Below are 21,579 nucleotides of genomic sequence, written 5' to 3' on the forward strand. Positions count from 1 at the left end.
CGATTAACGCCGTTTGAGAAAGAAATGCAGCGGCGAGCAAAAGAGCGACTTTATTCCAACAACAATGACAACTGACGAGTGCCAGCATGGCACTGAATATTTCGGCAAAACTCTTGAAACCCGTTTTGTGCAAAACTATAATAATTGGCATCCAATCAACCCAAAATGCTACCCCGCGAACTTGAACGCGGGCGCAGGTTGTTATTCTTCAGGGAGTGGCAAAACATGGAAGGACTGACTCAAAAAACCTCTGTTAATCGCGTAGCTCCGCCGGAGCTTCTTACAAAAATCAAGGCTCAGATGGTTCGAGACTACTCACCGCCTGAAACAATCTCCGAGATACTACGTAAGGCAAAAGGCGGTTGTATGCGCCAGCGCGTAAGATCTTCAAGAAGAACCTAATCACACCCGAGCTATTTTTCTGTCCACCATTTCTGGAGGAACTGATGAGCTTTTATTTCGAAAGCCCAATCTTTGTAAAAGATGGGTCACGAATTGTGCGCGAAATCGCAAGTCTTGATGATGCGATTGAATTCCTGGACAACTGGCCGGAGGCCCATCGCGATCTTATTTATGAAACTGCATGGCGCACATGCTGTGAAGTTTTCGATGGTCATAAGCCGCTGAGCGTTGCTCATTCAGCGTTTGAAGGTTTCGCCCGCAAGGCAAAGATACTTGAAGACCCTGCATCGGTTATGCCGTGGATCATAAATTCAAAATCTGGCGGTGGCCTGATGACTGCTTGAGTGTGCGGGGCCGTTCTTTCGGGGCGGCCCTTTTGCCATAAACCTCCCTAGCGGGAAGCCGTGAAGCTCTTCCCATGCCTTCTATTGCTCTTTAAAGTTGCCAAATGGAAAAGACGTCAGATCAGAAGTTTCGCGAAGAAGTTCAGTACGAAATCCAACGGCGTGGGCTGACATCCTATATGAACGATACAAAATGGATGGAGTTACAGGCGGCTATCGAGAATGAACTGCCATTTAGTCCGCCCTACGATCGCAAGGATGTGGCTGGTCCAGAGCCAAGTGATGCGTTTCTTGAGGATGTATCTTTTTTAGGGGATTGGTCTGTAGAAACTCTCTATCCGCTGTATTCAATCGAATGGCTGAAAATTCGCCCACGCTACTTGAAACACAGGGGACAACTAATCTCGCCTGAAGTTGTTTCCTGCGAAGTAGAATTACTCGCAATTCTTAAGCGCTATCAAATTCCGTTTGTAAGCAAAAACGGGTACTTTATGATTTACGGCTACGCTTCTGATGGGAATTGGCAATACGATCAACCACCTGCGGAAGCTCCATAAACCTCCATCTGCCTCAAGCTATTGCTCGGGCTGGGTTTGACCGGCGAGTGTTCCCTGTCAAAAGGTCCGCACTGAACATCAAATCATCCTATCTCAATATAGGCTGATTTTAAACCTAATGAAAGGTTTATTTTCCCCATCTGAACTCTATTGGCCAGACGACGGTGAATATTGAAAGGTTTGTACGACTCTCTTGCATTCCTCCGAAATTCCCGGATTGTCCATTGCCAACTCAAGGACGTGCAGTGACGCCGCGATCAGTTTTTTATCTCGCTCTCCCATACTGATCTTCTCGCCATGGAATAAATTGTTGCGAACTCGTTTAACCGCATCAAAGAGCTTTTTATTATTCGTAACCGCTTCAACTTCGAGAAACTTCAACGTTCTATCTTCTTGCAGGTCTAAGCGTTTCGGTGGCTTTTCAAAAAATATCTTTGCCTGCTCACTAGCAGTCACTATTCCAAAAAAAGTAGTGCCTAGCTTCTTTCCGTAGCCATCCCAGTTTGGAGAGGCGGCTTTTCCGACCGTTCCGTTCACAAAACCCGCCCTCTTTAATGCAAACTCATATCGAGAGAAAACTATGAAAAACTCCGCAGCCTCTCGAGGCAGTTCGTTACTTCCATGCAAATGTTTGAACATATACCCCCCCGGCTGACTATCAGGCGATAAATTGGATCAATGACCGTCTTTACGCTCGTGCCAATTTACCTCAATCGGTGCCACACCACCAACATAACAATTCTACCGGCATGAAGATTTAATTCGCAGAGGACAGCATTGCTGCGAATTGTTTCAATTTATCAGACCGGCAGGTTGCACAAGCGGAATTTGCCCGCAATAGTGTAGGGCGGTCGCCTAGATCGCGGAGGAGAGCATAGATTTGAAGCCATTTATCAAATGGGCCGGCGGCAAAAGATGGCTCCTTAATGACCCAAGTTTTGGCCTTCCCGAATACTCTGGACGATATATAGAACCGTTTCTGGGCGGCGGAGCTTTATTCTTCCATCTCGAGCCGCCTGACGCGATCTTGTCCGACGCGAATGAGCGGCTGATCGCTACCTACAAGTCCATTCGTGACGAATGGCGCCTAGTGCAGGCGAGCCTCGCCGAATTCCAAGAGAAACACTCGAAAGAATTCTACTACGAAGAGCGAAGCCGAGAGCATTCAAGCTCCCATCTCCGCGCGGCGCAATTTCTTTATCTGAACCGGACCTGCTTCAACGGACTCTACCGGGAAAATCTCAAGGGACAATTCAACGTACCTCTGGGGACGAAAACCCAAGTCTCTCTCCCCGACGACAATTTCGAATTGGCGAGCAAGATACTGTCTCGTGCCGACCTCCGGACTGGCGACTTTGAAGCTATCGTAGCGGAGGCAATGGAAGGCGATCTCGTCTTCCTTGACCCCCCCTATACAACCGCCCATAATTTTAATGGCTTTGTCAAATATAATCAGAAGATCTTCACTTGGGGTGATCAACAGAGGCTGATGGAAGCGACTCGTGACGCCATACAGCGCGGCGCTCGCGTGGTTCTGACGAACGCTGATCACGGAAGTATTCACAAGCTTTATGTCGAGCTTGGCGCGCCGACAGTAGTTTCTCGCCCTTCAGTGATATCGGGATCGGTGGGTTCGAGGCGTTCCACCACCGAGGCACTGTTTATTTTCTAAGAAAGCTCATGCCGTCTACTGTTGGGGGGGGTACATTGTCGATTATTGATCCAGCTGAAGCCGCCGGGCTTCGTAACAAAATGAGCAGCGACAAGTCGCAGCTTGGCAAAATCTTTATCGCGAAGTCATCGAAGTTCCATTCCCGCAGCGTCGAACACAGCCTAGTTGAGGGATTACTCGAAGAAGGTTGGGAGGAATATGGCGAACCGCTGAAAACCAAGACACGTCTTCGTAAGCCGAAAAGCCACAATGTTAAATTTGAAGACGACATCTGGTGTCAGCTTTACCGCCTAGGCTACCGCATCCTAAATGTGGACGAAAACTTTTCTCTGCCCTTCGGGCCCAATCCGTCTGACAAGAAGCAGATAGACGTCGTTGCAATGGATGAAGACAGTGTCTTGCTCGTCGAATGCAAATCCAGCGAAAATCCGGCCAAGCCGCTATCGTACAAGACCGAATTCGAGGCCTTGCGTCTCCGCCTAGATGGTTACAGAAAGGCAATCGATCAAACTTTTGGTTCTGGCAAACGCCTAAAGTATATTTTCGCAACCAGGAACCTGAGGCTAAGTCGGGATTCTGCAGATATCATAAGACTCGTGGAGTCGGGCGGGTTTTACTACAATGATAATACATTCGAATACATCGATAGCCTCTTAAAGGCTTACCGGGGTGCTGCTCACTATCAGTTCATGGGGCTGATAATGAAGGGACAGAGCATCAATAAGGAAAAGATTGAGGTTCCCGCCATCGAAGGCGCGATGGGCGGCAAAACATATTACATGTTTTCGCTGGAACCTAAGCTGCTGCTTAAAATCGGATTTGTCCTGCACCGAACTCGGGCAAACGAGTCCGAGATGCCTACCTACCAGCGTCTCCTCGTCCCGTCGCGGCTAAAGGGGATCACCAAATTCATTGACGGCGGCGGATTCTTTCCAAATTCGGCCATCTTGAATTTTAACGAACGCGATACGAAACTCGAATTCAACGGTCAGCCACGTTCGAAGGACACAGCCTCACGAACTGGGGTGTTGAAGATTCCAAATGCGTTCGCGATCGCTTATATCATCGACGGCCAACACCGGATCTACGGCTACGCAAACTCGAAATACAAGTCGAACAACACGATACCCGTCGTCGCATTCAAGAACCTCGACCCGAGCGATCAGCTCGAACTGTTTATGCAGATCAACGAGAATCAGAAGGCCGTTAGCCCGACGCTACGAATTACTCTGGAGGAAGATCTATACTGGAATGCCAGCCGTCTGGATTCTCGGCTCAAAGCGCTAAGGTCCTCGGTGGTTCGGGCGTTGGGGGGTGATCCTTCCGGTCCGCTTTACAACAAAATTTCACTCGGTGAAGACAGAGCTATACTGCAAGCTAAACCGTTCGCGGATGCACTAATCAAGTGCAAGCTGTTGCCCGAAGCCAGGGGCAACAGCTTTGTTGAGGGAACCACTGTGCCATCTTTATACGACGCCGCCAACCTCGAACACGGTGACGAAATGATGAAGGCGCGCAGCAGAGCGGTTGGCCTTATCACCGCCAGCTATGAGCTTGCAGAGGAACACCTTGGACAAGGCAAGGAAGCACTGGGCACTTATATCTTGTCGAACAGGGGTAGCTTTGCGTTCATATCGCTTGTCGGCGATCTTCATGCAGTCGAAGCCGGACGGGGCTCGATTTCTATAAGGTCGACCACAGAGCAGAGGATAACCGCAATTGGGAAATACCTGCTCGTGCTTTTCGATGCGTTGAAAACGATGACGCCCGAGGATGCCAAAGTCTTGACCGGGAAACTCGGCAGCGGTGCAGAAACAACTTGGCTCCGGTTTTTTCAGAGCTACATCAACAACAAATTCGCTGACTATAACCCGCCTGAGCTGCAGGATTGGCGAGAGCGGCAAGACAAGGCGCTCCAGACCCGAGGACGGGCGATCGGTACCCAGATCGAGCGACACATGAAGAATTTCATTATTGCACAATTGAAAGCACTTTTTGGCGAAAATTGGGATATCGAGATCGGCACGATCCAACGTGAATGCGAGTCGCGCGCCAAGGAACAGATGGAAAAAAACTATAAAGATGGGCTCGGCCGTACTGAAATACCATGGACGGATCAGTTTTTCATCAAAGACTACAAAACTATTATTGAGAAATACTGGTCAAAGAAGCCAGACGACGACGCAGGCACCGAGTCGTTCGAGCAGCATTTTTCGATCGATGTCGGGCACGGCTTCAACAGCAAGGCCGACAAAATCAAATGGATTTCGCTTTTCAACAGCCTACGGAACAACTGGGCGCATGAGGGGACAAAGGACAAGGGCTTGAACAAGAGCGATGTCGAGCTTTTGACGAAGATTCAAAACCGACTGGGTTTGAAATTCCCTTAGCGGTCTCGTCGTAAACTTGGGAACGAGCCTCCTCGGTCGCGTAAGAAAAAATAACGGCTTACGTACGGAAACGTCGCAATCAGTTTTAATATTCAATGAGATATATTTGGTCTTACGACGTCAAGCCGCGGATCGTGATGCGATGGTCAGTTGTTGGGGATCGAACTCCACTGAAGTCATTCGCCCAAACAGTTCAAGCAGTGTTCTGACCTTGCCAGACTGAGTGACTTCGTCAACGACGCCCCCAAAACTGGCAAACGGGCTCCCCTCTCCGGTAACAAATACCGACATACCTACTGGGAATTGACGTCTCGTGTTCTGCTTGACGGAAACAGTCTCCTCCTTGCGGTGAATGCGGGCAGCACGGGTATCATCGAAGTCCATCTCGATTTCTGACAGATAGATATTTTCTACGCTTTTCTCTGAGACTCGGGTTGGTTGGCCGTTTACACCTAGGATACCTTCAACGCCATCGCAATTGCGTAGCCGGTAGAAGTCAGGATTGACCTTCGGCTGCCCAACAAACAGATACCGCGGCATTAGCGGCTGCTCTTTGACGAAATACGCCTTTGTTCGACGATGCTGCACCTCGACACGGCGCCGCGGAAAATACACGTCGTATCCAGCCTTGCGGATGTGTTCGAAAGCCTTTCCCTCGCCTTTCACGATAGTCCGGACGACATACCAGTGCTTGTCTTTGTCTATTCCCGCTTTCATGTCCTGTCCTGTCCGTTTAGAGCGCTGCTATGCTGCTGCTTTGAATTCGTGCCAGTCCTTGCCATCATCGGGCGATAGAAGGCTTTTGGGAACGATGCAGCCATCCAATCCTGGCATTGGACCCCACTCAGGCGTTGACCAGTATTTCCGCTCCCGTGCGAGCTTCAGGCGGCCAGTCCAGCGCTTGTCGTCGGCTTCTGGTGTCGAAGGCTTGATGATCCCTTGACCGGCCTGTACACGGCGATTGTGAGCGTCCCTGATCGCGTCAGTGAAATACGACCACGATCCGACAGGACGCGAGAGCCGCTGTGCTTTCGCCCTGATGGTTGGAAGGATATCGGTTTCGAGATCAACTCCGGCAGAGATCAGGCCAAGAATGGCGCTGAGGTTCAGGGCACCATGAGGCTGGATGTTCCCCTCTCCGATTGCTTCGATCAGCTTTGCTTGGATATCGTCCAATTTTTCAGGCGGCGCTGAAGATACTACGCCGCTAGGCGTATTATCTTTATCTGTGTCTGTGTCTGTGTCTGTGTCTGTATCTGCTTCTGCTTGGTTGAACGGCCGTTGAACGTCCGTTGAAACGGGTGATTGTTTTTGTTGCCTTTTTTCGGCACTTGCCAAACCTGCTTTGGAATTGATTTTCAAACCGTCCGCACGCTTTTGAATTTCAGCTTCTGCGCGCTTGTTTTTGAGGTAGCCATTTTCGAGTTCTAGCTTGCCCAAGGCGATCAGCTTTTCGACCGATCTGGTGAATGCAGGAACCCTCATTCCGCAGTATGTAGCAAGCCTGAAATGGTTCAGTGCAACAGGTCCATTCTCTTCATAAATCTGGCAAAGCAGCATGGTGTAGACGCCGACATCTTGGGCTGAAAGGCCACGAACACCATTCATGAAGTCGGCAGGATAGAAGCTGAAATACGGAATATGTTTACGGCTCATCTCAATACCTCGACCCGTTTCTGACAGTGGAGCAGGCGATATCGACGAACAGATCAACGTTCGTAACCGGCCCGTTCCGCTGCTTGGCAATGTGGAATTCAAGCTTGTTCTGGCAATCCGCCAGCTTCTCAATGCGCTCCATTTCCTTCTCAGGGCTGGAAGCCTTCTCGCGGTCGAGATAATAGGCCTCGCGGTAGAGGAAGATGATTGTATCTGCGTCCTGCTCGATTGCTCCACTGTCGCGAAGGCTGGAGAGTTGCGGACGCTTGTCGGCTTGCTGCTCAAGTCCGCGGTTAAGTTGGGATAGAGCTACAACAGCGATTCCGTATTCACGCGCCATGGTTTTAAGCGCGCCGGTCATTTCAGCAATCTCGTTTGTCCGGTTGCCGGCGTATCGGTTGGAAGCTTTGATCAGGCCAAGATGATCGATAACGAGAACATCAAGCTTCTGGCCCATCTTCTCAGCTTTAATCATCAGGGATTCGGTCTTGATGCGGATGTCAGTAATCGACAGGCCAGACTGATCTTCGATCCAGAGCGGTAGTTGCTCCATATCCTTGGTTGCGGCTTCAAGCGCCTGTAGGTCGCCGGACTTAATTCTGCCTGTAATCAGATCTTGATAAGGAACCTTAACGTTCCTATCGTAGGCAATGTCTGTGATGGCACGGGCAGCAAGTTTGTCAGCATCCATTTCGAGAGAGATAAAGCCAACACCAGCCCCAGCCTTTGCCGCCTTGAGCGATACAGAAAGGCCTACTGTAGTTTTGCCCATGGATGGGCGCGCACCGATCAGCGTCAGGTCACGGCGCTGTATGCCGCCTGTAAGGCGATTAACGTCTGTCAGACCCCAAGTAACGCCTGTAAGGCCGGAGCCGCGCTCTATTGCTTCGCGGGTTGCGGCAAATGCGTTGGTGGATGCATCACCAACGGTGACTTGTGTCTTGCGTTTTGGTCCGCGACGAACATCAGAAAGAATATCGTCAAACACCAGACCGGCATTCGTAACGAGTTCGACAGGATTAGTTGCAGGATCATTGGCAGCAGCATGAAGGCGTGCCGCTTCATTTGAGAGTGATACACGAGCCCATTGCTCAATGATCTTGCGGGCGTTCTTTTCCAGACCGTCTGGACCGTTGAGTGTGCTCGCAACCATGCTGGCGAGATAGGCATTGACTGGCTTGTCGAGTTTTCGCCTTACAGCTTCGGCAAATTCTTCGGAAATCAGCTTTGCGACAACTGGCATCGCCGTGGAATTGTATCGGTCGTGGGCGGAGCGGATGACACCGAAGAGAATACGGTGCAGGTCTTCAACGAAGTGATGGTCTTCCAGCACGCCGGCAATACGGCGGAAGTCACCGCCACCAAGCAGTGTTCCAAGGACCTCTTGTTCGATCTCAATAATGAAACCTTGCACGGGAGCTTGCATATTCATCGCTTGCCTCCGATCACAACGCACTTATCAAGAACCTCTTTCTGGTCTTCAGACATAAAAAGGTTGAGCCAAAGACGCCATGCGCGACCGGCCTCTATACCGTCCTCAAGGCTGCCAGTCTGCTTGGCGCGTTCCTGGCACTCGATATAATGATCCCAAGAGGATTCGAAGCGGGAATTGAGATGAATTACATTGCTCATGATTTCACCAATACGATGTCGTGACCGAACACAGCCCGAAACAGTTTCGCCTTCAGTTTGAAGTCTTTTGTGGCAAAGCCCTTTACGTCTTCAGTGACGCAGGTTTTGGAATGAACGTGCCAATAACGGAAGTCGCCGACATAGGTGCAAACCTCGACGCCATTGACCGTCATCTTGAACTTGGGCTGCAGTTCAAGGTCGACGATTTCACCAGCCGCCTGTAATAGCTTAAGTTCGGCATAGCGCTTCGCTTCTGCCTTGCTGGCGAACACAATCCCATCAAGCTCAAAGCGTTCGTTTCCAAACTTGCTCGGTGTCTTGGTAAGGCGCTTGCGGAAATCGGCGGCAGACATCCTCATTCGGCTGCCTCCGCGAATAAATTGGATTGACGCGCATCAGCATTCCGGTCGAGCATACGAAGGACTGTTTCGCCTTGGTGCTTCTTGTCCCAAACGAACCATGCATTGAGCATTGGTGGTGCGCCCTGCCCTGTAAAGTCGATCTTCCAGCGCATGAGATAGACCCGTGCGGGTGGATGCTTGGCGTAAAAGTGTTTCAAGCCACCCGCACCCGGCCAACCCCAATTCATGAGCAGCGCCATGTATTCTACGTCGAGAGTATCGAGCGCATGCTTGAGCCAGCGAGCCTTACCCATTGCCCCATCCACATTCAGAGAACGGCGGGTTGGTGATGATCGCTGGAGATTGAGACACACCGAAATCGTAGAAGGATTGGATAGCCGCGCCGCAGCCTCGGTCGATCATGTCGGAAGCTACCGTATAGAGTCCTAGTGCTTGCATCTCGCGGATCATCGCGCCATCACCACATGCCGGTTCCCAGATCAGGTCAAACTCGCGTAACCGGTCTATCTCTGCATGAAGGAACGCGCGGGTAGGTTCTGGTGGTGTTGGGTAGAAGTCATCCTCCTCACGCTCGAGGTTCTCAACGCGCTCATAACTTCCATCAAGATTTCGCTGAACAACCGGCTTAGACTTCTTGCCAGTGGCGCGGAAAAGCCCGCGTGCTGATGCTGCCTTGCCCATCAGAACCTCTCCCCGAATATCCAAGGAGCAGCAATCCAAGCTATGCAGAGTATAGCGAGGACAATTCCCAAAAGCAGATCACGGAGGCTGATGGAGTCGGGCTGGTTGTCGTTCATGCTGCCAGCCTCCGATAGCGTTCCGGGGCATTAAACAGAAAGAGTGCTTTTGAAAGGCCTGCGGGCGTAGCGCTTCTGCGATCTGCACGGTCGCTGCTAGGAGCCATGAGCCACATTTTCGATCCTAGTAAAGGATCAACCGGCTTCTTTTCTGGCAGGACAAAGCCATTGCCAACCCAAAGACCAGTCTTTTTTGTGTAAGCATCCTCGGCTGGATCGTCTGCGTAGCCAGCATAATGACAAGGATGAATATAATAATCGGGCTTGCCAATATGTGGCAGTCCCGAAAGTACACCTACTGGATTCTCGCAGAAATATGGCGCGCCAGACCAAGCGGCACACTGTCTGCCAGCTTCGAACAATTCGATTGCATCGCGAAGCAGAATACCGCCCTTCTTCTCGAAATCGCGAGCGCCGGCGAGGGTAACATCAGTGCATGGCGACATGGAGCCGACGAAGACAATATTGAGGCCAGCCGGAGGCCGCCAAGAACGGGCATCTCCCCAAACGAAATTGATGAGGCCCTCTTTTCGATCACGGCGAATGGAATGCTGTGTGTCAACGCACCAGCACTCTATGCCAGCCTCAGCCCAGGGACGGGCTGCAATACCGGTTTTGTCATAGAGGAAAATTGCCGCGTCCCTCATGGCCGCACCGCCAATTGAATGGAGCGAGCCTCACCAGGACGACGGCAAAGATATCCGCGCTCTTCAAGAGCATCGACGAGCCGAGCAATGCCGCTCTTCGAGGAAAGCCCCAAGGCAACTTTCATTTCGTCGTATGACGGCGAGTATTTGTTGGTATCAACGAAAGATTGAAACGCATCGAGATATTCACGTTGACGCGGGGTAATTCCGGCTACTGTCATTTGTGATCTCCCTGCTGCATCTTTTCTCGGTGTTGCGGTTTCTCTCGCTGGACAAATCGACGCCAAAAGGCCCTGACCTTATTAATTGCGGTTCGCGATGCTCTTCCCAGCAACAAGATCGCCCAGCCACACAGCTTTCGAATTGGGTGCATGGCGTTCCCTCTCAGTTTCGTAGAGTTGGTCTGTTTTGTCGGACACCTTCTGGTAGGCCTCAGCGATTGCCGCGAAGCTGGAAAGCATCATGTCTTTCATTTCCCGCCGGTGGCGCAGGCGCAGGAGGATTGATGCCGGAGCACCAAGCTTTCTCTGCACACGGTGCGCTGCGGCTTCGATAGTGTCGCCCATGCCCCGATACTCGCGGCGCAAAAGGAACTCGCCCATTACGCGGGCCTCTTTGACGTAGACGTCAGTCATTTTGTCGTCCTCGACAGAACGTTTGTTACCCATGACAAAAAATCTCCAATACGGTTGCTGTCATGATGAGCAGCCGCAGAACGGAGAGCAGTGAGATAGTGGATGAAGCGACCAGCAACCGGAGCGATGGGGATCACGAGGTTGATGATTGGTCGGAAAAACAGATTGGATTTCTCGCAGCCCGTGTCCTGTCCGACGTAGCCAAAGCGAGAAAAAGGACGGAGGGTGCCAACGCCGTGGCGCCCTCCGTCAGCATTGCTCAAGCCAGCTTGGGAGGTCGGGAGGACGTGGCGAGCAATAGGGATAAGGTCGGCGGCGCTGTACCGGCAGTTCGAGGTTCTAAAGGGGCAAGAGACCCATCCCATCGCCAGCCACCGCCTGACGCGCAGACGAAACGACGGGAACCGAAATATCGTAGTGTTACCTACTCTGGCGGTTAGTGATGCGAGGCTCATGCGACCTCGCCTGTTTTTGTGTTAAATTGTTCAATGTTTCCATGTGCACGCTCGCTGCGCGCTACGCGAGGCGCTTGGATGATCGCCAGAATGCGGAAAGCGTCTTCTTCCACAGCATCGCGATCCATGCGTTTTTCGGACGGCATGGAATTAAGTTTCACAGCAAGCTTGAGTGCATCGGCAGTCCTCTTGCCAAAGTTGTCGCGAACGGAACCATAGATGTTCTTCTTTGCGGTCTGGAGAGCTTGTATTTGCTCATCCAATTGCGAAAGCTCATCGGAAAGCCCTGCGTAGTTTGGTTCGGCCGTAATCATCTACGCGGCCTCCGAAACGTGTGTGTCAGCGAGGAAGTCTGGCAGCGTACGTTCCGACATGTGCGGATCGAAAAACCACTCTCCGGAAATTCGGAAGTCGTTCCAGTTTTTGTGCCACCAATGCTCATCCGCCAGGGTGCCGACCTTCAAGCCATGCGGGCTAACGTACACACTGGTCTTGCATTTGCTCTCGATCTCAGCCAGCCGATCAGCAACACGGCGAGAAAACCCGATCTTCAACACGTGAGGATGGCTTTGAACACGCGCAAAATAGATATGGCCTACATGCCAAGCTTGCATTGGGCCGACTCCGAAGAACGGTGTTCCTTGGTAGATTGGCCGTGTCTCTGCCCATGCAAAAGCTTCATCGAAACCCATGTGACGGATTTGGTGCATTCGAAACCAAGCTCGCCCCTTCCGGATACCCAGAATACGCTCGCAGATCGGAAGAGTTCTCTTGTGGGGAACACGCAACTTCTCTCCGTTACCGAGGGGCTTGAGAAAGGTTGCCTTCTCAAAGCAGTACAGCCACCTCGCCTTTGCTGGCGTTATGGATTGGGCAAAGGCCTCTGCCTGAATGGCCAAGTCTTCTTCGCGGAATGGAAAGGTGCTCATGCTGCAACGTCCTGTTCAACGTGGACACGCACGAGAAGGTCGTTGTCGATACTGACAGCCATCAAGTCGGCGCTGGCTATAAGCGCTGGCCAATACTTGACGGGTATCGACTTACGCCTTCGGATCTCCGAAGCAGTCGAATGCTTGACGCTTATGGCCTTGGCAAAAGCGCCAGTGCCGCCAATCGCAATGAAAATTTCTTCGATCGTGTTCATGATCGGCATATCAACATGTTTCGTGTCAAATTGTCAACATGATTTATGTTGAACGTTCTGCAAATGTTGATTCCATGAAAAGCATGGGCGACAGACTGCGTGACGCGCGGGAAAATTCAGGGTTTAGTTCGGCTGCAAAGGCCGCAGAAGCCCTTGGCGTGTCAGCATCGACATACAGGGCACATGAAAACGGGCAAAATGAATACGGGCCGGAAGAAGCATTAGTTTATGCCCGAAAGTTTGGCGTCAGTGCTGCCGAACTTCTTACCGGCATTCGTGATGGTAAGTCGCGTTTAATACACAGCTACGATCCGGATTCTCAAGATAAAACAGACTTAGACGAGCGGATGTCTTTCGGTTCGGAGACCGGTTTTTCCGGCGCGCCGGAAGGAAGCTCACCTCAAATTGACGTGACTGCCGGAATGGGCGCCGGCGGTTTTGCAATCGCCAACGAGGGCGTTCTCGGGAAGCATGGCATGACGTTTTCTGCCGAGAGTGTCAAAGACTATTGGAAGCTCCCCCCGGCAATTCTGGTGACGCTTGGGCTGGCTGCGAAAGATGTTGCGATATTCCCTGTCCAAGGCGATTCAATGCAGCCGACGCTAGATGAAGGCGACGTTGTGTTCATTGATACGCGACATCGGCGCCCGTCACCTGATGGCTTGTATGCGATCATTGATGAGATTGGGGGGATGGCCATTAAAAGGCTCGAGATTGTAAGCGAACCTGGCGCCGCCGAGATACTACTTTCAGTGATGTCCGATAACCCTCGTCACGCAGCAAAAATTTGGAAAGCCGATGAGTTGTACATCGTCGGCCGCGTGATACGAAAGTTCGGCAATGTGCGATAGAATTTTAAATTCATTGTGCGCCATTGCACCTAAGGATAGCGTCAAATGGATGAGAATAACGATACGTGGCATGACTTCCGATATGGATTACTTCGAGATGAGTTGATCAAAATTGCGGCAGCACTTGTCCAAGTTAATGGAACACTTGTGAAATTGTCACAGCACGTGCAAATACCAAATGCAGGAGAGAAATCTGCATTCGATGGCGAAGTAACCGAATCCTTTAGAAGAATCGACGACCTACTGGCAACCCTTCACAAGGTTAATGCCGCCGCGTTGACGAAGAAGAAGCGCAATGACTGAGAAGGATAGCAACATTTCGCTCGAATATTTGCGCAAGCAAAATGAAAAGCTTCGAGAGTTTTCGAATGAACATTTGAAATCTGGTGATGGCGGTGGCACATATGGTGGTATGGAAGCACGTGTAGCAAAACTTGAGGCGACAGTTTCACACATCGAACGAGATGTTGGTGAACTACGCGTCGATATGAAAGACGTTAGAGATCGCCTGAAATCAATTGAGACTTCAATGGCTACAAAAGGATTTGTGTTTTCTGTTTACGGAATCGTTTCGGTTCTATTAGCGGCTATTATCCTTTTCCAAACTCAGATCCAACAACTTGTTGGAACCATTCCCAAATAAGTAAAATCAAATTTGTTTTTTAGCCGCTAATAATGCGGATTTATTTTCGCTGTCTACAACATGATTTATGTTTATGACACTTTTCATGTTGACATGTTTCGTGTTGATATGTCATTCTCAGTCCATCAAACAACGGATGGACGCAATGACCGCAATCCACACAACCACTACAGACCTTGGCCAGTTTCTTACAGGCTTGATCGCTAAGCCAGCAGTGGCAAAGCAGGTCCGGTCGAATGCAACTGCATCATCTGCCCTGCGTACTGCTTGGGCTTCTTACCGTGAATGGGTGATTGGATACGAACAGCGTCAGGGCGTTGCGCCTCGCCGGTTCAATCGCGCTCAGTTCGGCATGTATCTCCGCAATGCGTATCTGGACATGCGCATAGAAAAACGCGGCCCTCGCGAAATCTCTCTTGAAGAATGCCTTCACATTGCGGGGAAAAACTGATGAGCCCGCACATTCCAAACACTGAACTTGACGACATGGCCGACGCTCAAGACCGACGCGCCCGACGGGTGGAACGCTTCTTAGTCTGGTCCATCATTTTCTTAGGCTCCAGTTACTTCTGGTCCGCCATTACAGTGGGGTGGCTGCAATGACCTCTCCCGCAATCATCACCCGCCGCATTGTCGATAGTGCGCAAAACAAATCAGAAGAATTCGTTCGATACCGTCTGAAAATGGCAGTTCAAGACGCCGTCTCAGTGTTCGGTGCCGAGGGCGCACGCATGCTCGCCGATGAAATGGCAAGCGATTTTCAGGACAGAATGAGGAAAGCATCATGAGCGCATTAGCGAAACACGAAGAGCAAAATATTGCACCAGCAAACGATGCATCCATGTGGGCCACAATCGAGCGTGTTGCAATGGACCCGAGCATTCCTATCGACAGGCTCAAAGAAATTATGGGCCTCTTGGAACGCAAAGAAGATCGCGCACGTGAAGCCGATGATAGGCTTGCAAAGAAGGCTTACTTCGCGGCGATGTCGAAGTGTCAGGCTGATTTGCCTGTCGTCACCAAGACCAGAACCAACACTCACACGCGGTCCACTTATGCCGATCTTGCGGCAATCGAAGAACAAGCAATGCCGATCATTCATCGGTACGGCTTTGGTGTTTCGTTCCAGCCAGATGGATATAACGACAATGGCGAGTTGCGCATTCTCTGGGAAATCTCTCATGAAGAAGGCCACGTCCGAAACGGTGTCGGGGAAATACCTGTCGATGGCGCTGGCGCAAAGGGCGGCGTCAACAAGACCGGCACCCAAGCATTTGGCAGCACCGCCACATATGGCCGTCGCTACCTTCTTTGCATGCTGTTCAACATCAGCACTGGCGACGACAATGACGGCAACCGCCAAAATAACGTCAAGCCTGAGTTCATCAGCGAGGAACAACTGGCCCGTGTTCGCGAGCTAATTGAAGAAACCGAGACTGATACGGAGAAGTTCTGCGAACTTGGCAAGATTGATGCCTTACCAGATATGCTGGCAAAGGATTTCGAAAGTGCCGTCCAGCTCCTTGAAGAAAAGAAGCGGAGGATGGCCAAATGATACAGGTCTTCGAAATCGACCAAGGCACGGATGATTGGTTTCAGGCTCGCCTTGGCATTCCCACCGCATCGAAGTTCGCCACCGTCATGGCAAAGGGCGAAGGCAAGACGCGCAGTGAGTATATGCGTAAGCTTGCCGGTGAAATCCTAACCGGCGAACCTTCCGAAACCTATTCAAATGTTCACATGGAGCGTGGCAGCTTCATGGAGGAAGATGCTCGCAACCATTACGCGTTCATCGAAAGCGCTGACATTCAACAGGTCGGATTCATCCGGAACGGCAACTGTGGCGCAAGCCCCGATAGTCTGGTCGGTTCTGCTGGTGGCTTGGAAATCAAGACAGCGCTTCCACACATTCAGATTGACCGGCTTTTGCGCAATCGGCTTCCGCCGGAGCACAAGGCGCAGGTGCAGGGAAACCTCTGGATTGCAGAGCGTGAGTGGTGGGACTTCGTATCATTTTGGCCGCGCCTTCCCGTCCTGATCGTGCGCGTTCAGCGCGACGAAGAATTTATCAATGAAATGAAGACCGAGATCGATCGCTTCAACGAAGAGTTGGCGGACCTCGTCGAGAGCATCCGGCACTACGGCGAAACACCAATCCAAGCGGCAGCTTAAAGCCAGACGGAGGACAGGATATGCCAAGAGAAAGCATTAATGTGGTTTGGCAGTGGGACGGTGAAGTAATGCGCCCTCTCCCGCGCTACCATAATCTGGTCAACGCAGAGTTTGTCGTAGGCGAAAACTACCGCATGGAAGTGCAGGAAGATCGCTCGTGGGTATCGCACAAGCATCAGTTTGCTTGGCTGCATGAGGCTTGGCTGTCTTTGCCAGAAGAAGTCGGGTCGCGGTTTCTCAACGAAGATCAGCTTCGCAAGCATGCACTTATTGCCGGTGGCTTCTGCGACAGCACAAGCGTTGCATGTTCCAGCCGAGCCGAGGCAGAGCGTTGGTTCAAGATACTGACCAACGATGACCCGTACTGCATTGTCCGGATCGAGGGAAACACCCTCATGCGCTTTACGGCTCAATCGCAGTCAATGCATGCCATGGGCGCAAAACGCTTTCAGAAATCCAAACAAGCCGTTCTCGATTATGTAGATGGGCTTCTAGGCGTTGATCCTGGTACGTCCGCCTTGAACCAGATGAGGGCAGCATGAGTTATGCCCTTTACGCTCCGAGCCATGTGCGCCGGTCAAAAGCTCGCCTTGCTGAGTTCGTTGCAACCCGTGATGCGACAACACTACGGCTGAAAATGGAAGTCGCACAGAACGAGTGCGCTATCGAAGCCATGATTCCAGAGCTTTGCGCAATCGTTGAACGCGCAGTGAAGCGTTCGCGGAGGGCTACTTGATGCGCTTTGCAGTTTTCCTCGCCTGCTTGATACAGGCAATAACATCGGCGTCAAAGGCCAATGGCGACACGCCTCAGAATCTGTTCGCTGACAATGCCGTGTGGATACATTGGCCGTTTGCTCTCTTCTGGCTCTACATCGGCATTACTGCTGCTTGGAAAGGGGTCGAGTAATGGCCTATCAGATCGCAAAGTATCACCCAGATCCAACTCCAAAGCGCAAAGCGGCAAAGAAGGCTGACTACCTGTCATTCCTTCATTCCCTCCCGTGTGTCGTTTCCGGCCGGTACGGTGTTCATGCCGCCCACGTCAGTTTCGCTAATCCGTACTATCTCCACTACGGACGCGGTAAAGGTTCGAAAGCCGATGACCGTTGGGCGCTTCCCCTGCATCCAGAATGCCATACAGCGCAGCATGCCACGAATGAACGTGACTGGTGGAATGCTCAAGGGATTAACCCGCACGAGCTTGCCCTGATCCTGTTCGGAGCATGGTCTGCCATGGGCGACGATGCCGAGCCCTTCTGTGCCGCCAAAATCAATCAACTGCTTGTGGATGCTGGCCGCTATGAAAGGGATTTGTCATGACAACCTTCCGCGTCCACTACGAATCCGGTGACTTCATAGACGTGGACGCAGAAGACCCTATTGAAGCCCGTCAGCAAGCAAATCAGCGAAAATCAGGCCAAGTAACAAAGGTGAAAGTCCTCAAGGTGAAGCCATGACCGACATAACACCCGCCACGGACGAGCAGAAGACAGCGACGGATAGCATAAACTGGCCATGGGTTCTTCGGGCTCGTGCTGATGCATCCTATCTCGGAGATACAGAGGGAACCGTCAAACTATTAAGACAGGTTGCCGATGTAATCGACACCACCCTCGCCCATCAACCAGTTACTGCGGGTTGGAATGAAGCAATTGATTTTGTCTTGAAAGGCTTGGAGGCCAGACAATTCACATTCGTACGTGATGTGTTGGATTATGTCCGCTCCCTGAAATCGGAGGGCCGCAAATGAGAGCCTGCACAAAATGTGGTGCTTTAGTCTCCTTAACTCCTGACGGGGTTGCCACGTGTTGTTGTGTTGGTGGCCCAGCCATGACCGCCCCCAACAACCCCACGCCAGATCCGATAACAGACGCCGATATTGACATGCTTTTGCGCCTTTTAACGGACAAGCTGCCGCCTTGGTCTGAAAGCCCATCAACATTTTATGCGTTGATTGAGCGTGTTCGCCAACAGACCGCCACCATTGCAAGCCTTACAGCGGAAAGGGATGCGGCGCGAGAAGAGCTAAGCAAGAGGATTGAATACCCAATTATTTCACGCGTGGAACTAGTAAGACAGATAAAGGCGGCAGCGAGCAATTCGCACGCCGATATTGGCAAGCAATTACAGAGCTACTTCTCGTCTTTATTGTCAGAAGCCTACCGATCCAACAAGCTCCTCTCAGAGCGTATAGCGGTGCTTGAGGGTGAGAACGGTAAACTTCGTTCGATTATATCAGAAAGCGCGTCAGCCTGTGGTGCATATGTTTCGCCGGAATGCAGCATAGAGTTTATGAGCGAACTGCCTAAGGAGATTGCACTTGTCACCCGCCGTGCTCGCTCCTTGGAGGATAAGTAGATGGCCCAAGTGCATTACCTCAAAACATTGCCCGTCTATTGGGAAGCAGTTGCCCGTTCTGACAAGAATTTTGAAGTCCGAAAGAACGACCGCGATTTTCAGACAGGTGATCAAATCTACCTCGAATATTTTGATCCGGACCAAGGCCCGCAAAATTATCGAAACGCTATAGCCAAGCGGATTTCATATACGCTTCATGGCGGCCAGTTTGGTATTGAACCCGGTTATGTCGTTCTGGGTCTGGCTGATCTGGAGGACACCTCCCATGACTAACCAGCCAAACAGGGCGCTGATAGAGCGCTTGACCTGTGAGATCGTGGATACGGCGCAAGATAACGGTAGTGAAATGGGTGGTGCGTTTGCGCGCAAACTGGCCATCACAGCACTAGCCGTGGTCTATGAGGCTTTGCGAGAGCCGAGCCATGAAGTAATTCTTGCTGGCGTAGATGAAGACCAATCGGACGATGTGTATAGAGACGTGGCTGCTATCTACCGCGTTATGCTTTCCGCCTCCGCCCTCTCCTCAGTTATACAGGAGGGAGAGTAGAATGATTGAAACGCTTTATCGCTTCATGTCACTGCGAACTCGCCTAAATTACAGCGTTAGAGAAATGGCAAAGCACACAGGGCTTTCGACAGCCACTGTTTCACGTATCGAAAACGGAGCAAACATCGATCTGGACACCGCGAGAATGATTGGACCGTTTATCGATTTATGTCCCTGCTGCGAACAAAAGTGGCCGGAGACAGTGGATAACGGGGGTAACTCCGATGGCTAGACATGACCCAATATCATATCCACCTCGCGGATTGTGTCGGGACGAGGCCGCCAGATGGATTGGCGTAGGCGCTACAAAGTTCGATGAACTGGTCAAAGATGGCCGTATGCCTCGCGGAAAGCGTGTTGACGGCCGCGTCATCTGGGATCGCTATGCGCTCGATGCTGCATTTGCTGACTTGCCTGATACCAATGAGAATATTATCGACGCCATATTGTCAGGGCGTGGCAGAGCGGCTTAACGTGGCCGCATGACCGAAAGCCGCCCCTACCTCTCCAACTTCAAAGACCGCCACGGAACCGTTCGCTGGCGGTTTCGTCGTGGAGGAAAGACTGTTTCGCTTCTAGGACAGCCCGGAGAGCCTGATTTTGAGCAAGCTTACGACAATGCACTAAACGGTAGAGTGCAGACAAAGCGCAAAGTCATCCAGCATCCCAACGCAGCACTACCAAGAACGCTTGGCGCAGCTTGGAACCGCGTTCAGGACACTGCCGACTGGAAATCTTATGATCCGTCGACGAAAGCCAAGAATGTATCGCTCGCCACTATGTTTCTGGAATCGCGCGTCATAGACGACAATCCTTATCTCTGGAAGAACGTGCCAGTAAAGGATCTGAAGCGCCGGCACCTGAAAGATATCATCTCCAAATACTCAGACACACCTCACAAGGCCAAGCACCTCCTGACCACGATCCGGAAGATGATCTATGTGGCTTTAGATGAGGAATGGATTGAGGTTGATCCGTCTTACAAATTGAACTGGCGTCCTGAATATACTGGCTGGAAGGCGTGGTCAGCGGAAGCCATGCAGAAATTCGAAGCGAGATGGGAAGTGGGGACTACACCGCGCCTTGTTTACGCTATCGCTCTTTGGCTGGGGAACAGGCGGGAAGACGTTGCCACCCTTCGTTGGGACCAACGAACTAGCAAAACGGTTCATATGGACGGCCAAGCCCGGACTGTTGACGGCTTCAGAATAACGCAGGGCAAAGGTGGAAAAGAACTGTTTCTGCCGATCACACCTATGATGGCCGATATTCTCGACGCAGCGCCTCGCACAGGTGAGACGGTTCTGGTAACAGCTTATGGCAAGCCATTCTCTCCCAAGTCGCTTACAGGCCGGATGGGAGACTGGACAAGGGCTGCAGGCATAGAGCCGGGGTTCACCCTGCACGGTTTGCGCAAAACGCTTGGAAAGATGTTGGCAGAGGGTGGAGCGTCTACAAGACAGATTATGGACACTTTAGGCCACGATGACATCGAACATGCCGAGCTTTATTCCCGAGAAGCCGAACAGGCGCGACTCGCTACTGATGGCATGGATAAAGTGATACGGCTTGTAAGAAGGAACACTGGATGACAGTCTATCCTTTCGTTTCAAGTTTCAAGGATCGGCATGGCAAAGTTCGCTATCGCTACCGACGGGGAACTCGACAAATATCTTTGAAGGGTGAGCCGGGAAGCCCAGAATTCGAGCGACAGTACGAACTCGCTGCAAATGGCATTTCTAATCTAAGCGACAACCACAGAGCTAATCTGATCGACCGATATGTAAAATCCTCTCTGAAGAGAGCTAGAACGAGATCGGCACGTCAACTGGTTCCGATGGATATTACAGAGCCAGACGTGGTTTCTCTCCTAGAGTTACAAGGCTGGCGATGTTCTGTGAGTGGTATTCCATTTCCATTAAAAAATGTGGACCAAGATCGTAGCAATCACGCCTTCCGTCCGAGCCTTGATCGCGTTTTCCCGCACCTTGGCTATACAAAGGGCAACGTTCGAATCGTTTGCGAGATAGTAAATTTGGCTATGAATAACTGGGGTGAAGGGCCGCTTTTAACGTTAGTCAAAGAGATGCGGGCTAACGCGCTGGCTAACTGAATGGCTAACCAACAGCGACCATAGCTCTATCATATTGAAATGATTTAACTATTTGAAGAAATGGTGGGCCCGGAGGGACTCGAACCCCCAACCAAGCGGTTATGAGCCGCCGGCTCTAACCAATTGAGCTACAGGCCCCACCTGAGGCAGCCTGCGACGAGCGCAAGCCGTGCGGGGATCAATAACGGGAAAAATTCTGA

At 51.4% G+C, this 21,579-nt stretch carries 37 protein-coding genes, 1 tRNA gene and 1 pseudogene; 24 read left to right on the forward strand and 15 right to left on the reverse strand.

Annotation, left to right across the window (positions count from 1 at the left end):
• Positions 1–446 precede the first annotated feature (446 nt).
• Together PMI41_RS09225 and PMI41_RS09230 are read left to right on the forward strand one after the other, a co-directional pair.
• A complete protein-coding gene (locus tag PMI41_RS09225; RefSeq protein WP_008124043.1) occupies positions 447–746 on the forward strand; it encodes a DUF982 domain-containing protein in 300 nt (99 codons plus the stop codon).
• Between the two features lie 104 nt (positions 747–850).
• Positions 851–1,303: a DUF6678 family protein gene (locus tag PMI41_RS09230; RefSeq protein WP_008124045.1), complete on the forward strand. Its 453-nt coding sequence runs from the start codon at positions 851–853 to the stop codon at positions 1,301–1,303.
• 147 nt (positions 1,304–1,450) lie between these two features.
• Here the strand turns inward: PMI41_RS09230 and PMI41_RS09235 are convergent, their stop codons facing one another.
• A complete protein-coding gene (locus tag PMI41_RS09235; protein WP_008124047.1) occupies positions 1,451–1,942 on the reverse strand; it encodes a hypothetical protein in 492 nt (163 codons plus the stop codon).
• 241 nt (positions 1,943–2,183) lie between these two features.
• Here PMI41_RS09235 and PMI41_RS09240 point away from each other — a divergent pair, with 241 nt between their 5' ends.
• Together PMI41_RS09240 and PMI41_RS09245 are read left to right on the forward strand one after the other, a co-directional pair.
• Entirely contained in the window at positions 2,184–2,975 is a 792-nt protein-coding gene (locus PMI41_RS09240; RefSeq protein WP_008124049.1) for a Dam family site-specific DNA-(adenine-N6)-methyltransferase, read from the forward strand.
• Positions 2,976–3,010: 35 nt separating this feature from the next.
• Positions 3,011–5,365, forward strand: coding sequence for a DGQHR domain-containing protein (locus tag PMI41_RS09245; protein WP_040854191.1), 2,355 nt, complete (start codon positions 3,011–3,013; stop codon positions 5,363–5,365).
• 120 nt (positions 5,366–5,485) lie between these two features.
• On the opposite strand, the gene PMI41_RS09250 is transcribed toward PMI41_RS09245, so the two are convergent.
• From PMI41_RS09250 to PMI41_RS09290, 10 genes and pseudogenes are all read right to left on the reverse strand, one after another.
• A complete protein-coding gene (locus tag PMI41_RS09250) occupies positions 5,486–6,082 on the reverse strand; it encodes a transcription termination/antitermination NusG family protein (RefSeq protein ID WP_008124055.1) in 597 nt (198 codons plus the stop codon).
• A 27-nt stretch (positions 6,083–6,109) separates the two neighbouring features.
• Positions 6,110–7,021, reverse strand: coding sequence for a DUF1376 domain-containing protein (locus tag PMI41_RS09255; RefSeq protein ID WP_008124058.1), 912 nt, complete (start codon positions 7,019–7,021; stop codon positions 6,110–6,112).
• Position 7,022: 1 nt separating this feature from the next.
• On the reverse strand, positions 7,023–8,453 hold the full coding sequence (locus PMI41_RS09260) for a DnaB-like helicase C-terminal domain-containing protein (protein ID WP_008124059.1): 1,431 nt from the start codon (positions 8,451–8,453) through the stop codon (positions 7,023–7,025).
• Positions 8,450–8,653, reverse strand: a complete 204-nt coding sequence (locus PMI41_RS09265) for a hypothetical protein (RefSeq protein ID WP_008124062.1) — start codon at positions 8,651–8,653, stop codon at positions 8,450–8,452. The genes PMI41_RS09260 and PMI41_RS09265 overlap by 4 nt, the downstream gene beginning before the upstream one ends.
• Positions 8,650–9,012: a DUF1064 domain-containing protein gene (locus PMI41_RS09270; RefSeq protein ID WP_008124064.1), complete on the reverse strand. Its 363-nt coding sequence runs from the start codon at positions 9,010–9,012 to the stop codon at positions 8,650–8,652. Before PMI41_RS09270 ends, PMI41_RS09265 begins: the two co-directional genes overlap by 4 nt.
• The gene (locus PMI41_RS25420; RefSeq protein WP_008124066.1) at positions 9,009–9,308 is read right to left on the reverse strand and encodes a hypothetical protein; all 300 of its coding nucleotides are present in this window, start codon (positions 9,306–9,308) and stop codon (positions 9,009–9,011) included. The genes PMI41_RS09270 and PMI41_RS25420 overlap by 4 nt, the downstream gene beginning before the upstream one ends.
• Positions 9,301–9,696 (reverse strand): hypothetical protein, encoded by a 396-nt coding sequence (locus PMI41_RS25425; RefSeq protein WP_008124068.1) that lies wholly within the window; start codon positions 9,694–9,696, stop codon positions 9,301–9,303. Before PMI41_RS25425 ends, PMI41_RS25420 begins: the two co-directional genes overlap by 8 nt.
• 112 nt (positions 9,697–9,808) lie before the next feature.
• Entirely contained in the window at positions 9,809–10,459 is a 651-nt protein-coding gene (locus PMI41_RS09280) for a hypothetical protein (protein ID WP_008124072.1), read from the reverse strand.
• A gap of 11 nt (positions 10,460–10,470) precedes the next feature.
• A pseudogene (locus tag PMI41_RS09285) lies at positions 10,471–10,680 on the reverse strand (repressor LexA); the annotation flags it as partial.
• An 81-nt stretch (positions 10,681–10,761) separates the two neighbouring features.
• Positions 10,762–11,127, reverse strand: coding sequence for a hypothetical protein (locus PMI41_RS09290; protein ID WP_008124077.1), 366 nt, complete (start codon positions 11,125–11,127; stop codon positions 10,762–10,764).
• A 29-nt stretch (positions 11,128–11,156) separates the two neighbouring features.
• On the opposite strand from PMI41_RS09290, the gene PMI41_RS09295 reads away from it, so the two are divergent.
• The gene (locus PMI41_RS09295; protein WP_157179348.1) at positions 11,157–11,534 is read left to right on the forward strand and encodes a hypothetical protein; all 378 of its coding nucleotides are present in this window, start codon (positions 11,157–11,159) and stop codon (positions 11,532–11,534) included.
• 11 nt (positions 11,535–11,545) lie between these two features.
• On the opposite strand, the gene PMI41_RS09300 is transcribed toward PMI41_RS09295, so the two are convergent.
• The 3 genes from PMI41_RS09300 to PMI41_RS09310 are packed head-to-tail and all read right to left on the reverse strand — an operon-like array spanning position 11,546 to position 12,693.
• Complete coding sequence (locus PMI41_RS09300; RefSeq protein ID WP_008124081.1) at positions 11,546–11,863, reverse strand: hypothetical protein; 318 nt, start codon at positions 11,861–11,863, stop codon at positions 11,546–11,548.
• Positions 11,864–12,478 (reverse strand): GIY-YIG nuclease family protein, encoded by a 615-nt coding sequence (locus PMI41_RS09305; protein ID WP_008124083.1) that lies wholly within the window; start codon positions 12,476–12,478, stop codon positions 11,864–11,866. It lies immediately after the preceding gene.
• Positions 12,475–12,693, reverse strand: coding sequence for a hypothetical protein (locus PMI41_RS09310; RefSeq protein WP_157179349.1), 219 nt, complete (start codon positions 12,691–12,693; stop codon positions 12,475–12,477). Before PMI41_RS09310 ends, PMI41_RS09305 begins: the two co-directional genes overlap by 4 nt.
• Before the next feature lie 38 nt (positions 12,694–12,731).
• On the opposite strand from PMI41_RS09310, the gene PMI41_RS09315 reads away from it, so the two are divergent.
• The 19 genes from PMI41_RS09315 (at position 12,732) to PMI41_RS09400 (ending at position 21,379) form a co-directional block, all read left to right on the forward strand.
• Complete coding sequence (locus PMI41_RS09315) at positions 12,732–13,544, forward strand: LexA family transcriptional regulator (RefSeq protein WP_008124086.1); 813 nt, start codon at positions 12,732–12,734, stop codon at positions 13,542–13,544.
• A gap of 45 nt (positions 13,545–13,589) precedes the next feature.
• The gene (locus PMI41_RS09320) at positions 13,590–13,847 is read left to right on the forward strand and encodes a hypothetical protein (protein ID WP_008124087.1); all 258 of its coding nucleotides are present in this window, start codon (positions 13,590–13,592) and stop codon (positions 13,845–13,847) included.
• Positions 13,840–14,187, forward strand: coding sequence for a hypothetical protein (locus PMI41_RS09325; RefSeq protein WP_008124088.1), 348 nt, complete (start codon positions 13,840–13,842; stop codon positions 14,185–14,187). The genes PMI41_RS09320 and PMI41_RS09325 overlap by 8 nt, the downstream gene beginning before the upstream one ends.
• A gap of 145 nt (positions 14,188–14,332) precedes the next feature.
• A complete protein-coding gene (locus tag PMI41_RS09330) occupies positions 14,333–14,638 on the forward strand; it encodes a hypothetical protein (protein ID WP_008124089.1) in 306 nt (101 codons plus the stop codon).
• A gap of 148 nt (positions 14,639–14,786) precedes the next feature.
• Positions 14,787–14,975 (forward strand): hypothetical protein, encoded by a 189-nt coding sequence (locus PMI41_RS09335; protein WP_008124091.1) that lies wholly within the window; start codon positions 14,787–14,789, stop codon positions 14,973–14,975.
• Positions 14,972–15,742, forward strand: coding sequence for an ERF family protein (locus PMI41_RS09340; RefSeq protein ID WP_008124092.1), 771 nt, complete (start codon positions 14,972–14,974; stop codon positions 15,740–15,742). The genes PMI41_RS09335 and PMI41_RS09340 overlap by 4 nt, the downstream gene beginning before the upstream one ends.
• Positions 15,739–16,359: a lambda exonuclease family protein gene (locus PMI41_RS09345; protein ID WP_008124094.1), complete on the forward strand. Its 621-nt coding sequence runs from the start codon at positions 15,739–15,741 to the stop codon at positions 16,357–16,359. Before PMI41_RS09340 ends, PMI41_RS09345 begins: the two co-directional genes overlap by 4 nt.
• A gap of 20 nt (positions 16,360–16,379) precedes the next feature.
• The gene (locus PMI41_RS09350; RefSeq protein WP_008124096.1) at positions 16,380–16,901 is read left to right on the forward strand and encodes a hypothetical protein; all 522 of its coding nucleotides are present in this window, start codon (positions 16,380–16,382) and stop codon (positions 16,899–16,901) included.
• A complete protein-coding gene (locus PMI41_RS09355) occupies positions 16,898–17,095 on the forward strand; it encodes a hypothetical protein (RefSeq protein WP_008124098.1) in 198 nt (65 codons plus the stop codon). The genes PMI41_RS09350 and PMI41_RS09355 overlap by 4 nt, the downstream gene beginning before the upstream one ends.
• Positions 17,095–17,268 carry a hypothetical protein gene (locus PMI41_RS25005; RefSeq protein WP_008124100.1) on the forward strand — a complete coding sequence of 58 codons (174 nt, stop codon included), beginning with the start codon at positions 17,095–17,097 and terminating at the stop codon, positions 17,266–17,268. The genes PMI41_RS09355 and PMI41_RS25005 overlap by 1 nt, the downstream gene beginning before the upstream one ends.
• Positions 17,268–17,681, forward strand: coding sequence for a DUF968 domain-containing protein (locus tag PMI41_RS09360; protein WP_008124102.1), 414 nt, complete (start codon positions 17,268–17,270; stop codon positions 17,679–17,681). Before PMI41_RS25005 ends, PMI41_RS09360 begins: the two co-directional genes overlap by 1 nt.
• Positions 17,678–17,818, forward strand: coding sequence for a hypothetical protein (locus PMI41_RS25010; RefSeq protein ID WP_008124103.1), 141 nt, complete (start codon positions 17,678–17,680; stop codon positions 17,816–17,818). Before PMI41_RS09360 ends, PMI41_RS25010 begins: the two co-directional genes overlap by 4 nt.
• Positions 17,815–18,111 carry a hypothetical protein gene (locus PMI41_RS09365; RefSeq protein WP_008124105.1) on the forward strand — a complete coding sequence of 99 codons (297 nt, stop codon included), beginning with the start codon at positions 17,815–17,817 and terminating at the stop codon, positions 18,109–18,111. Before PMI41_RS25010 ends, PMI41_RS09365 begins: the two co-directional genes overlap by 4 nt.
• A gap of 80 nt (positions 18,112–18,191) precedes the next feature.
• On the forward strand, positions 18,192–18,719 hold the full coding sequence (locus PMI41_RS09370; protein ID WP_040854203.1) for a hypothetical protein: 528 nt from the start codon (positions 18,192–18,194) through the stop codon (positions 18,717–18,719).
• Complete coding sequence (locus tag PMI41_RS09375; protein ID WP_008124109.1) at positions 18,720–18,992, forward strand: DUF3850 domain-containing protein; 273 nt, start codon at positions 18,720–18,722, stop codon at positions 18,990–18,992.
• Entirely contained in the window at positions 18,985–19,266 is a 282-nt protein-coding gene (locus PMI41_RS25015) for a hypothetical protein (protein WP_008124111.1), read from the forward strand. The genes PMI41_RS09375 and PMI41_RS25015 overlap by 8 nt, the downstream gene beginning before the upstream one ends.
• Before the next feature lie 224 nt (positions 19,267–19,490).
• Positions 19,491–19,739: a hypothetical protein gene (locus PMI41_RS09390; protein WP_008124114.1), complete on the forward strand. Its 249-nt coding sequence runs from the start codon at positions 19,491–19,493 to the stop codon at positions 19,737–19,739.
• A 9-nt stretch (positions 19,740–19,748) separates the two neighbouring features.
• Complete coding sequence (locus tag PMI41_RS24620; RefSeq protein ID WP_008124116.1) at positions 19,749–20,858, forward strand: tyrosine-type recombinase/integrase; 1,110 nt, start codon at positions 19,749–19,751, stop codon at positions 20,856–20,858.
• Complete coding sequence (locus tag PMI41_RS09400) at positions 20,855–21,379, forward strand: hypothetical protein (protein WP_008124118.1); 525 nt, start codon at positions 20,855–20,857, stop codon at positions 21,377–21,379. Before PMI41_RS24620 ends, PMI41_RS09400 begins: the two co-directional genes overlap by 4 nt.
• 61 nt (positions 21,380–21,440) lie before the next feature.
• Here PMI41_RS09400 and PMI41_RS09405 read toward each other — a convergent pair.
• Positions 21,441–21,517: transfer RNA gene (locus PMI41_RS09405), tRNA-Ile, on the reverse strand.
• Positions 21,518–21,579: the final 62 nt, after the last annotated feature.

This window comes from Phyllobacterium sp. YR531 (assembly GCF_000282595.1).
Classification (GTDB): Bacteria; Pseudomonadota; Alphaproteobacteria; order Rhizobiales; family Rhizobiaceae; genus Phyllobacterium.

Excerpts from the sequence above, each read along its gene's own strand:
- PMI41_RS09225 (WP_008124043.1), top strand. The coding sequence starts at position 447 with ATGAGCTTTTATTTCGAAAGCCCAATCTTTGTAAAAGATGGGTCACGA.
- PMI41_RS09230 (WP_008124045.1), top strand. The coding sequence starts at position 851 with ATGGAAAAGACGTCAGATCAGAAGTTTCGCGAAGAAGTTCAGTACGAA.
- PMI41_RS09235 (WP_008124047.1), bottom strand. The coding sequence starts at position 1,942 with ATGTTCAAACATTTGCATGGAAGTAACGAACTGCCTCGAGAGGCTGCG.
- PMI41_RS09250 (WP_008124055.1), bottom strand. The coding sequence starts at position 6,082 with ATGAAAGCGGGAATAGACAAAGACAAGCACTGGTATGTCGTCCGGACT.
- PMI41_RS09255 (WP_008124058.1), bottom strand. The coding sequence starts at position 7,021 with ATGAGCCGTAAACATATTCCGTATTTCAGCTTCTATCCTGCCGACTTC.
- PMI41_RS09260 (WP_008124059.1), bottom strand. The coding sequence starts at position 8,453 with ATGAATATGCAAGCTCCCGTGCAAGGTTTCATTATTGAGATCGAACAA.
- PMI41_RS09265 (WP_008124062.1), bottom strand. The coding sequence starts at position 8,653 with ATGAGCAATGTAATTCATCTCAATTCCCGCTTCGAATCCTCTTGGGAT.
- PMI41_RS09270 (WP_008124064.1), bottom strand. The coding sequence starts at position 9,012 with ATGAGGATGTCTGCCGCCGATTTCCGCAAGCGCCTTACCAAGACACCG.
- PMI41_RS25420 (WP_008124066.1), bottom strand. The coding sequence starts at position 9,308 with ATGGGTAAGGCTCGCTGGCTCAAGCATGCGCTCGATACTCTCGACGTA.
- PMI41_RS25425 (WP_008124068.1), bottom strand. The coding sequence starts at position 9,696 with ATGGGCAAGGCAGCATCAGCACGCGGGCTTTTCCGCGCCACTGGCAAG.
- PMI41_RS09280 (WP_008124072.1), bottom strand. The coding sequence starts at position 10,459 with ATGAGGGACGCGGCAATTTTCCTCTATGACAAAACCGGTATTGCAGCC.
- PMI41_RS09290 (WP_008124077.1), bottom strand. The coding sequence starts at position 11,127 with ATGGGTAACAAACGTTCTGTCGAGGACGACAAAATGACTGACGTCTAC.
- PMI41_RS09295 (WP_157179348.1), top strand. The coding sequence starts at position 11,157 with ATGATGAGCAGCCGCAGAACGGAGAGCAGTGAGATAGTGGATGAAGCG.
- PMI41_RS09300 (WP_008124081.1), bottom strand. The coding sequence starts at position 11,863 with ATGATTACGGCCGAACCAAACTACGCAGGGCTTTCCGATGAGCTTTCG.
- PMI41_RS09305 (WP_008124083.1), bottom strand. The coding sequence starts at position 12,478 with ATGAGCACCTTTCCATTCCGCGAAGAAGACTTGGCCATTCAGGCAGAG.
- PMI41_RS09310 (WP_157179349.1), bottom strand. The coding sequence starts at position 12,693 with ATGAACACGATCGAAGAAATTTTCATTGCGATTGGCGGCACTGGCGCT.
- PMI41_RS09315 (WP_008124086.1), top strand. The coding sequence starts at position 12,732 with ATGATTTATGTTGAACGTTCTGCAAATGTTGATTCCATGAAAAGCATG.
- PMI41_RS09320 (WP_008124087.1), top strand. The coding sequence starts at position 13,590 with ATGGATGAGAATAACGATACGTGGCATGACTTCCGATATGGATTACTT.
- PMI41_RS09325 (WP_008124088.1), top strand. The coding sequence starts at position 13,840 with ATGACTGAGAAGGATAGCAACATTTCGCTCGAATATTTGCGCAAGCAA.
- PMI41_RS09330 (WP_008124089.1), top strand. The coding sequence starts at position 14,333 with ATGACCGCAATCCACACAACCACTACAGACCTTGGCCAGTTTCTTACA.
- PMI41_RS09335 (WP_008124091.1), top strand. The coding sequence starts at position 14,787 with ATGACCTCTCCCGCAATCATCACCCGCCGCATTGTCGATAGTGCGCAA.
- PMI41_RS09340 (WP_008124092.1), top strand. The coding sequence starts at position 14,972 with ATGAGCGCATTAGCGAAACACGAAGAGCAAAATATTGCACCAGCAAAC.
- PMI41_RS09345 (WP_008124094.1), top strand. The coding sequence starts at position 15,739 with ATGATACAGGTCTTCGAAATCGACCAAGGCACGGATGATTGGTTTCAG.
- PMI41_RS09350 (WP_008124096.1), top strand. The coding sequence starts at position 16,380 with ATGCCAAGAGAAAGCATTAATGTGGTTTGGCAGTGGGACGGTGAAGTA.
- PMI41_RS09355 (WP_008124098.1), top strand. The coding sequence starts at position 16,898 with ATGAGTTATGCCCTTTACGCTCCGAGCCATGTGCGCCGGTCAAAAGCT.
- PMI41_RS25005 (WP_008124100.1), top strand. The coding sequence starts at position 17,095 with ATGCGCTTTGCAGTTTTCCTCGCCTGCTTGATACAGGCAATAACATCG.
- PMI41_RS09360 (WP_008124102.1), top strand. The coding sequence starts at position 17,268 with ATGGCCTATCAGATCGCAAAGTATCACCCAGATCCAACTCCAAAGCGC.
- PMI41_RS25010 (WP_008124103.1), top strand. The coding sequence starts at position 17,678 with ATGACAACCTTCCGCGTCCACTACGAATCCGGTGACTTCATAGACGTG.
- PMI41_RS09365 (WP_008124105.1), top strand. The coding sequence starts at position 17,815 with ATGACCGACATAACACCCGCCACGGACGAGCAGAAGACAGCGACGGAT.
- PMI41_RS09370 (WP_040854203.1), top strand. The coding sequence starts at position 18,192 with ATGACCGCCCCCAACAACCCCACGCCAGATCCGATAACAGACGCCGAT.
- PMI41_RS09375 (WP_008124109.1), top strand. The coding sequence starts at position 18,720 with ATGGCCCAAGTGCATTACCTCAAAACATTGCCCGTCTATTGGGAAGCA.
- PMI41_RS25015 (WP_008124111.1), top strand. The coding sequence starts at position 18,985 with ATGACTAACCAGCCAAACAGGGCGCTGATAGAGCGCTTGACCTGTGAG.
- PMI41_RS09390 (WP_008124114.1), top strand. The coding sequence starts at position 19,491 with ATGGCTAGACATGACCCAATATCATATCCACCTCGCGGATTGTGTCGG.
- PMI41_RS24620 (WP_008124116.1), top strand. The coding sequence starts at position 19,749 with ATGACCGAAAGCCGCCCCTACCTCTCCAACTTCAAAGACCGCCACGGA.
- PMI41_RS09400 (WP_008124118.1), top strand. The coding sequence starts at position 20,855 with ATGACAGTCTATCCTTTCGTTTCAAGTTTCAAGGATCGGCATGGCAAA.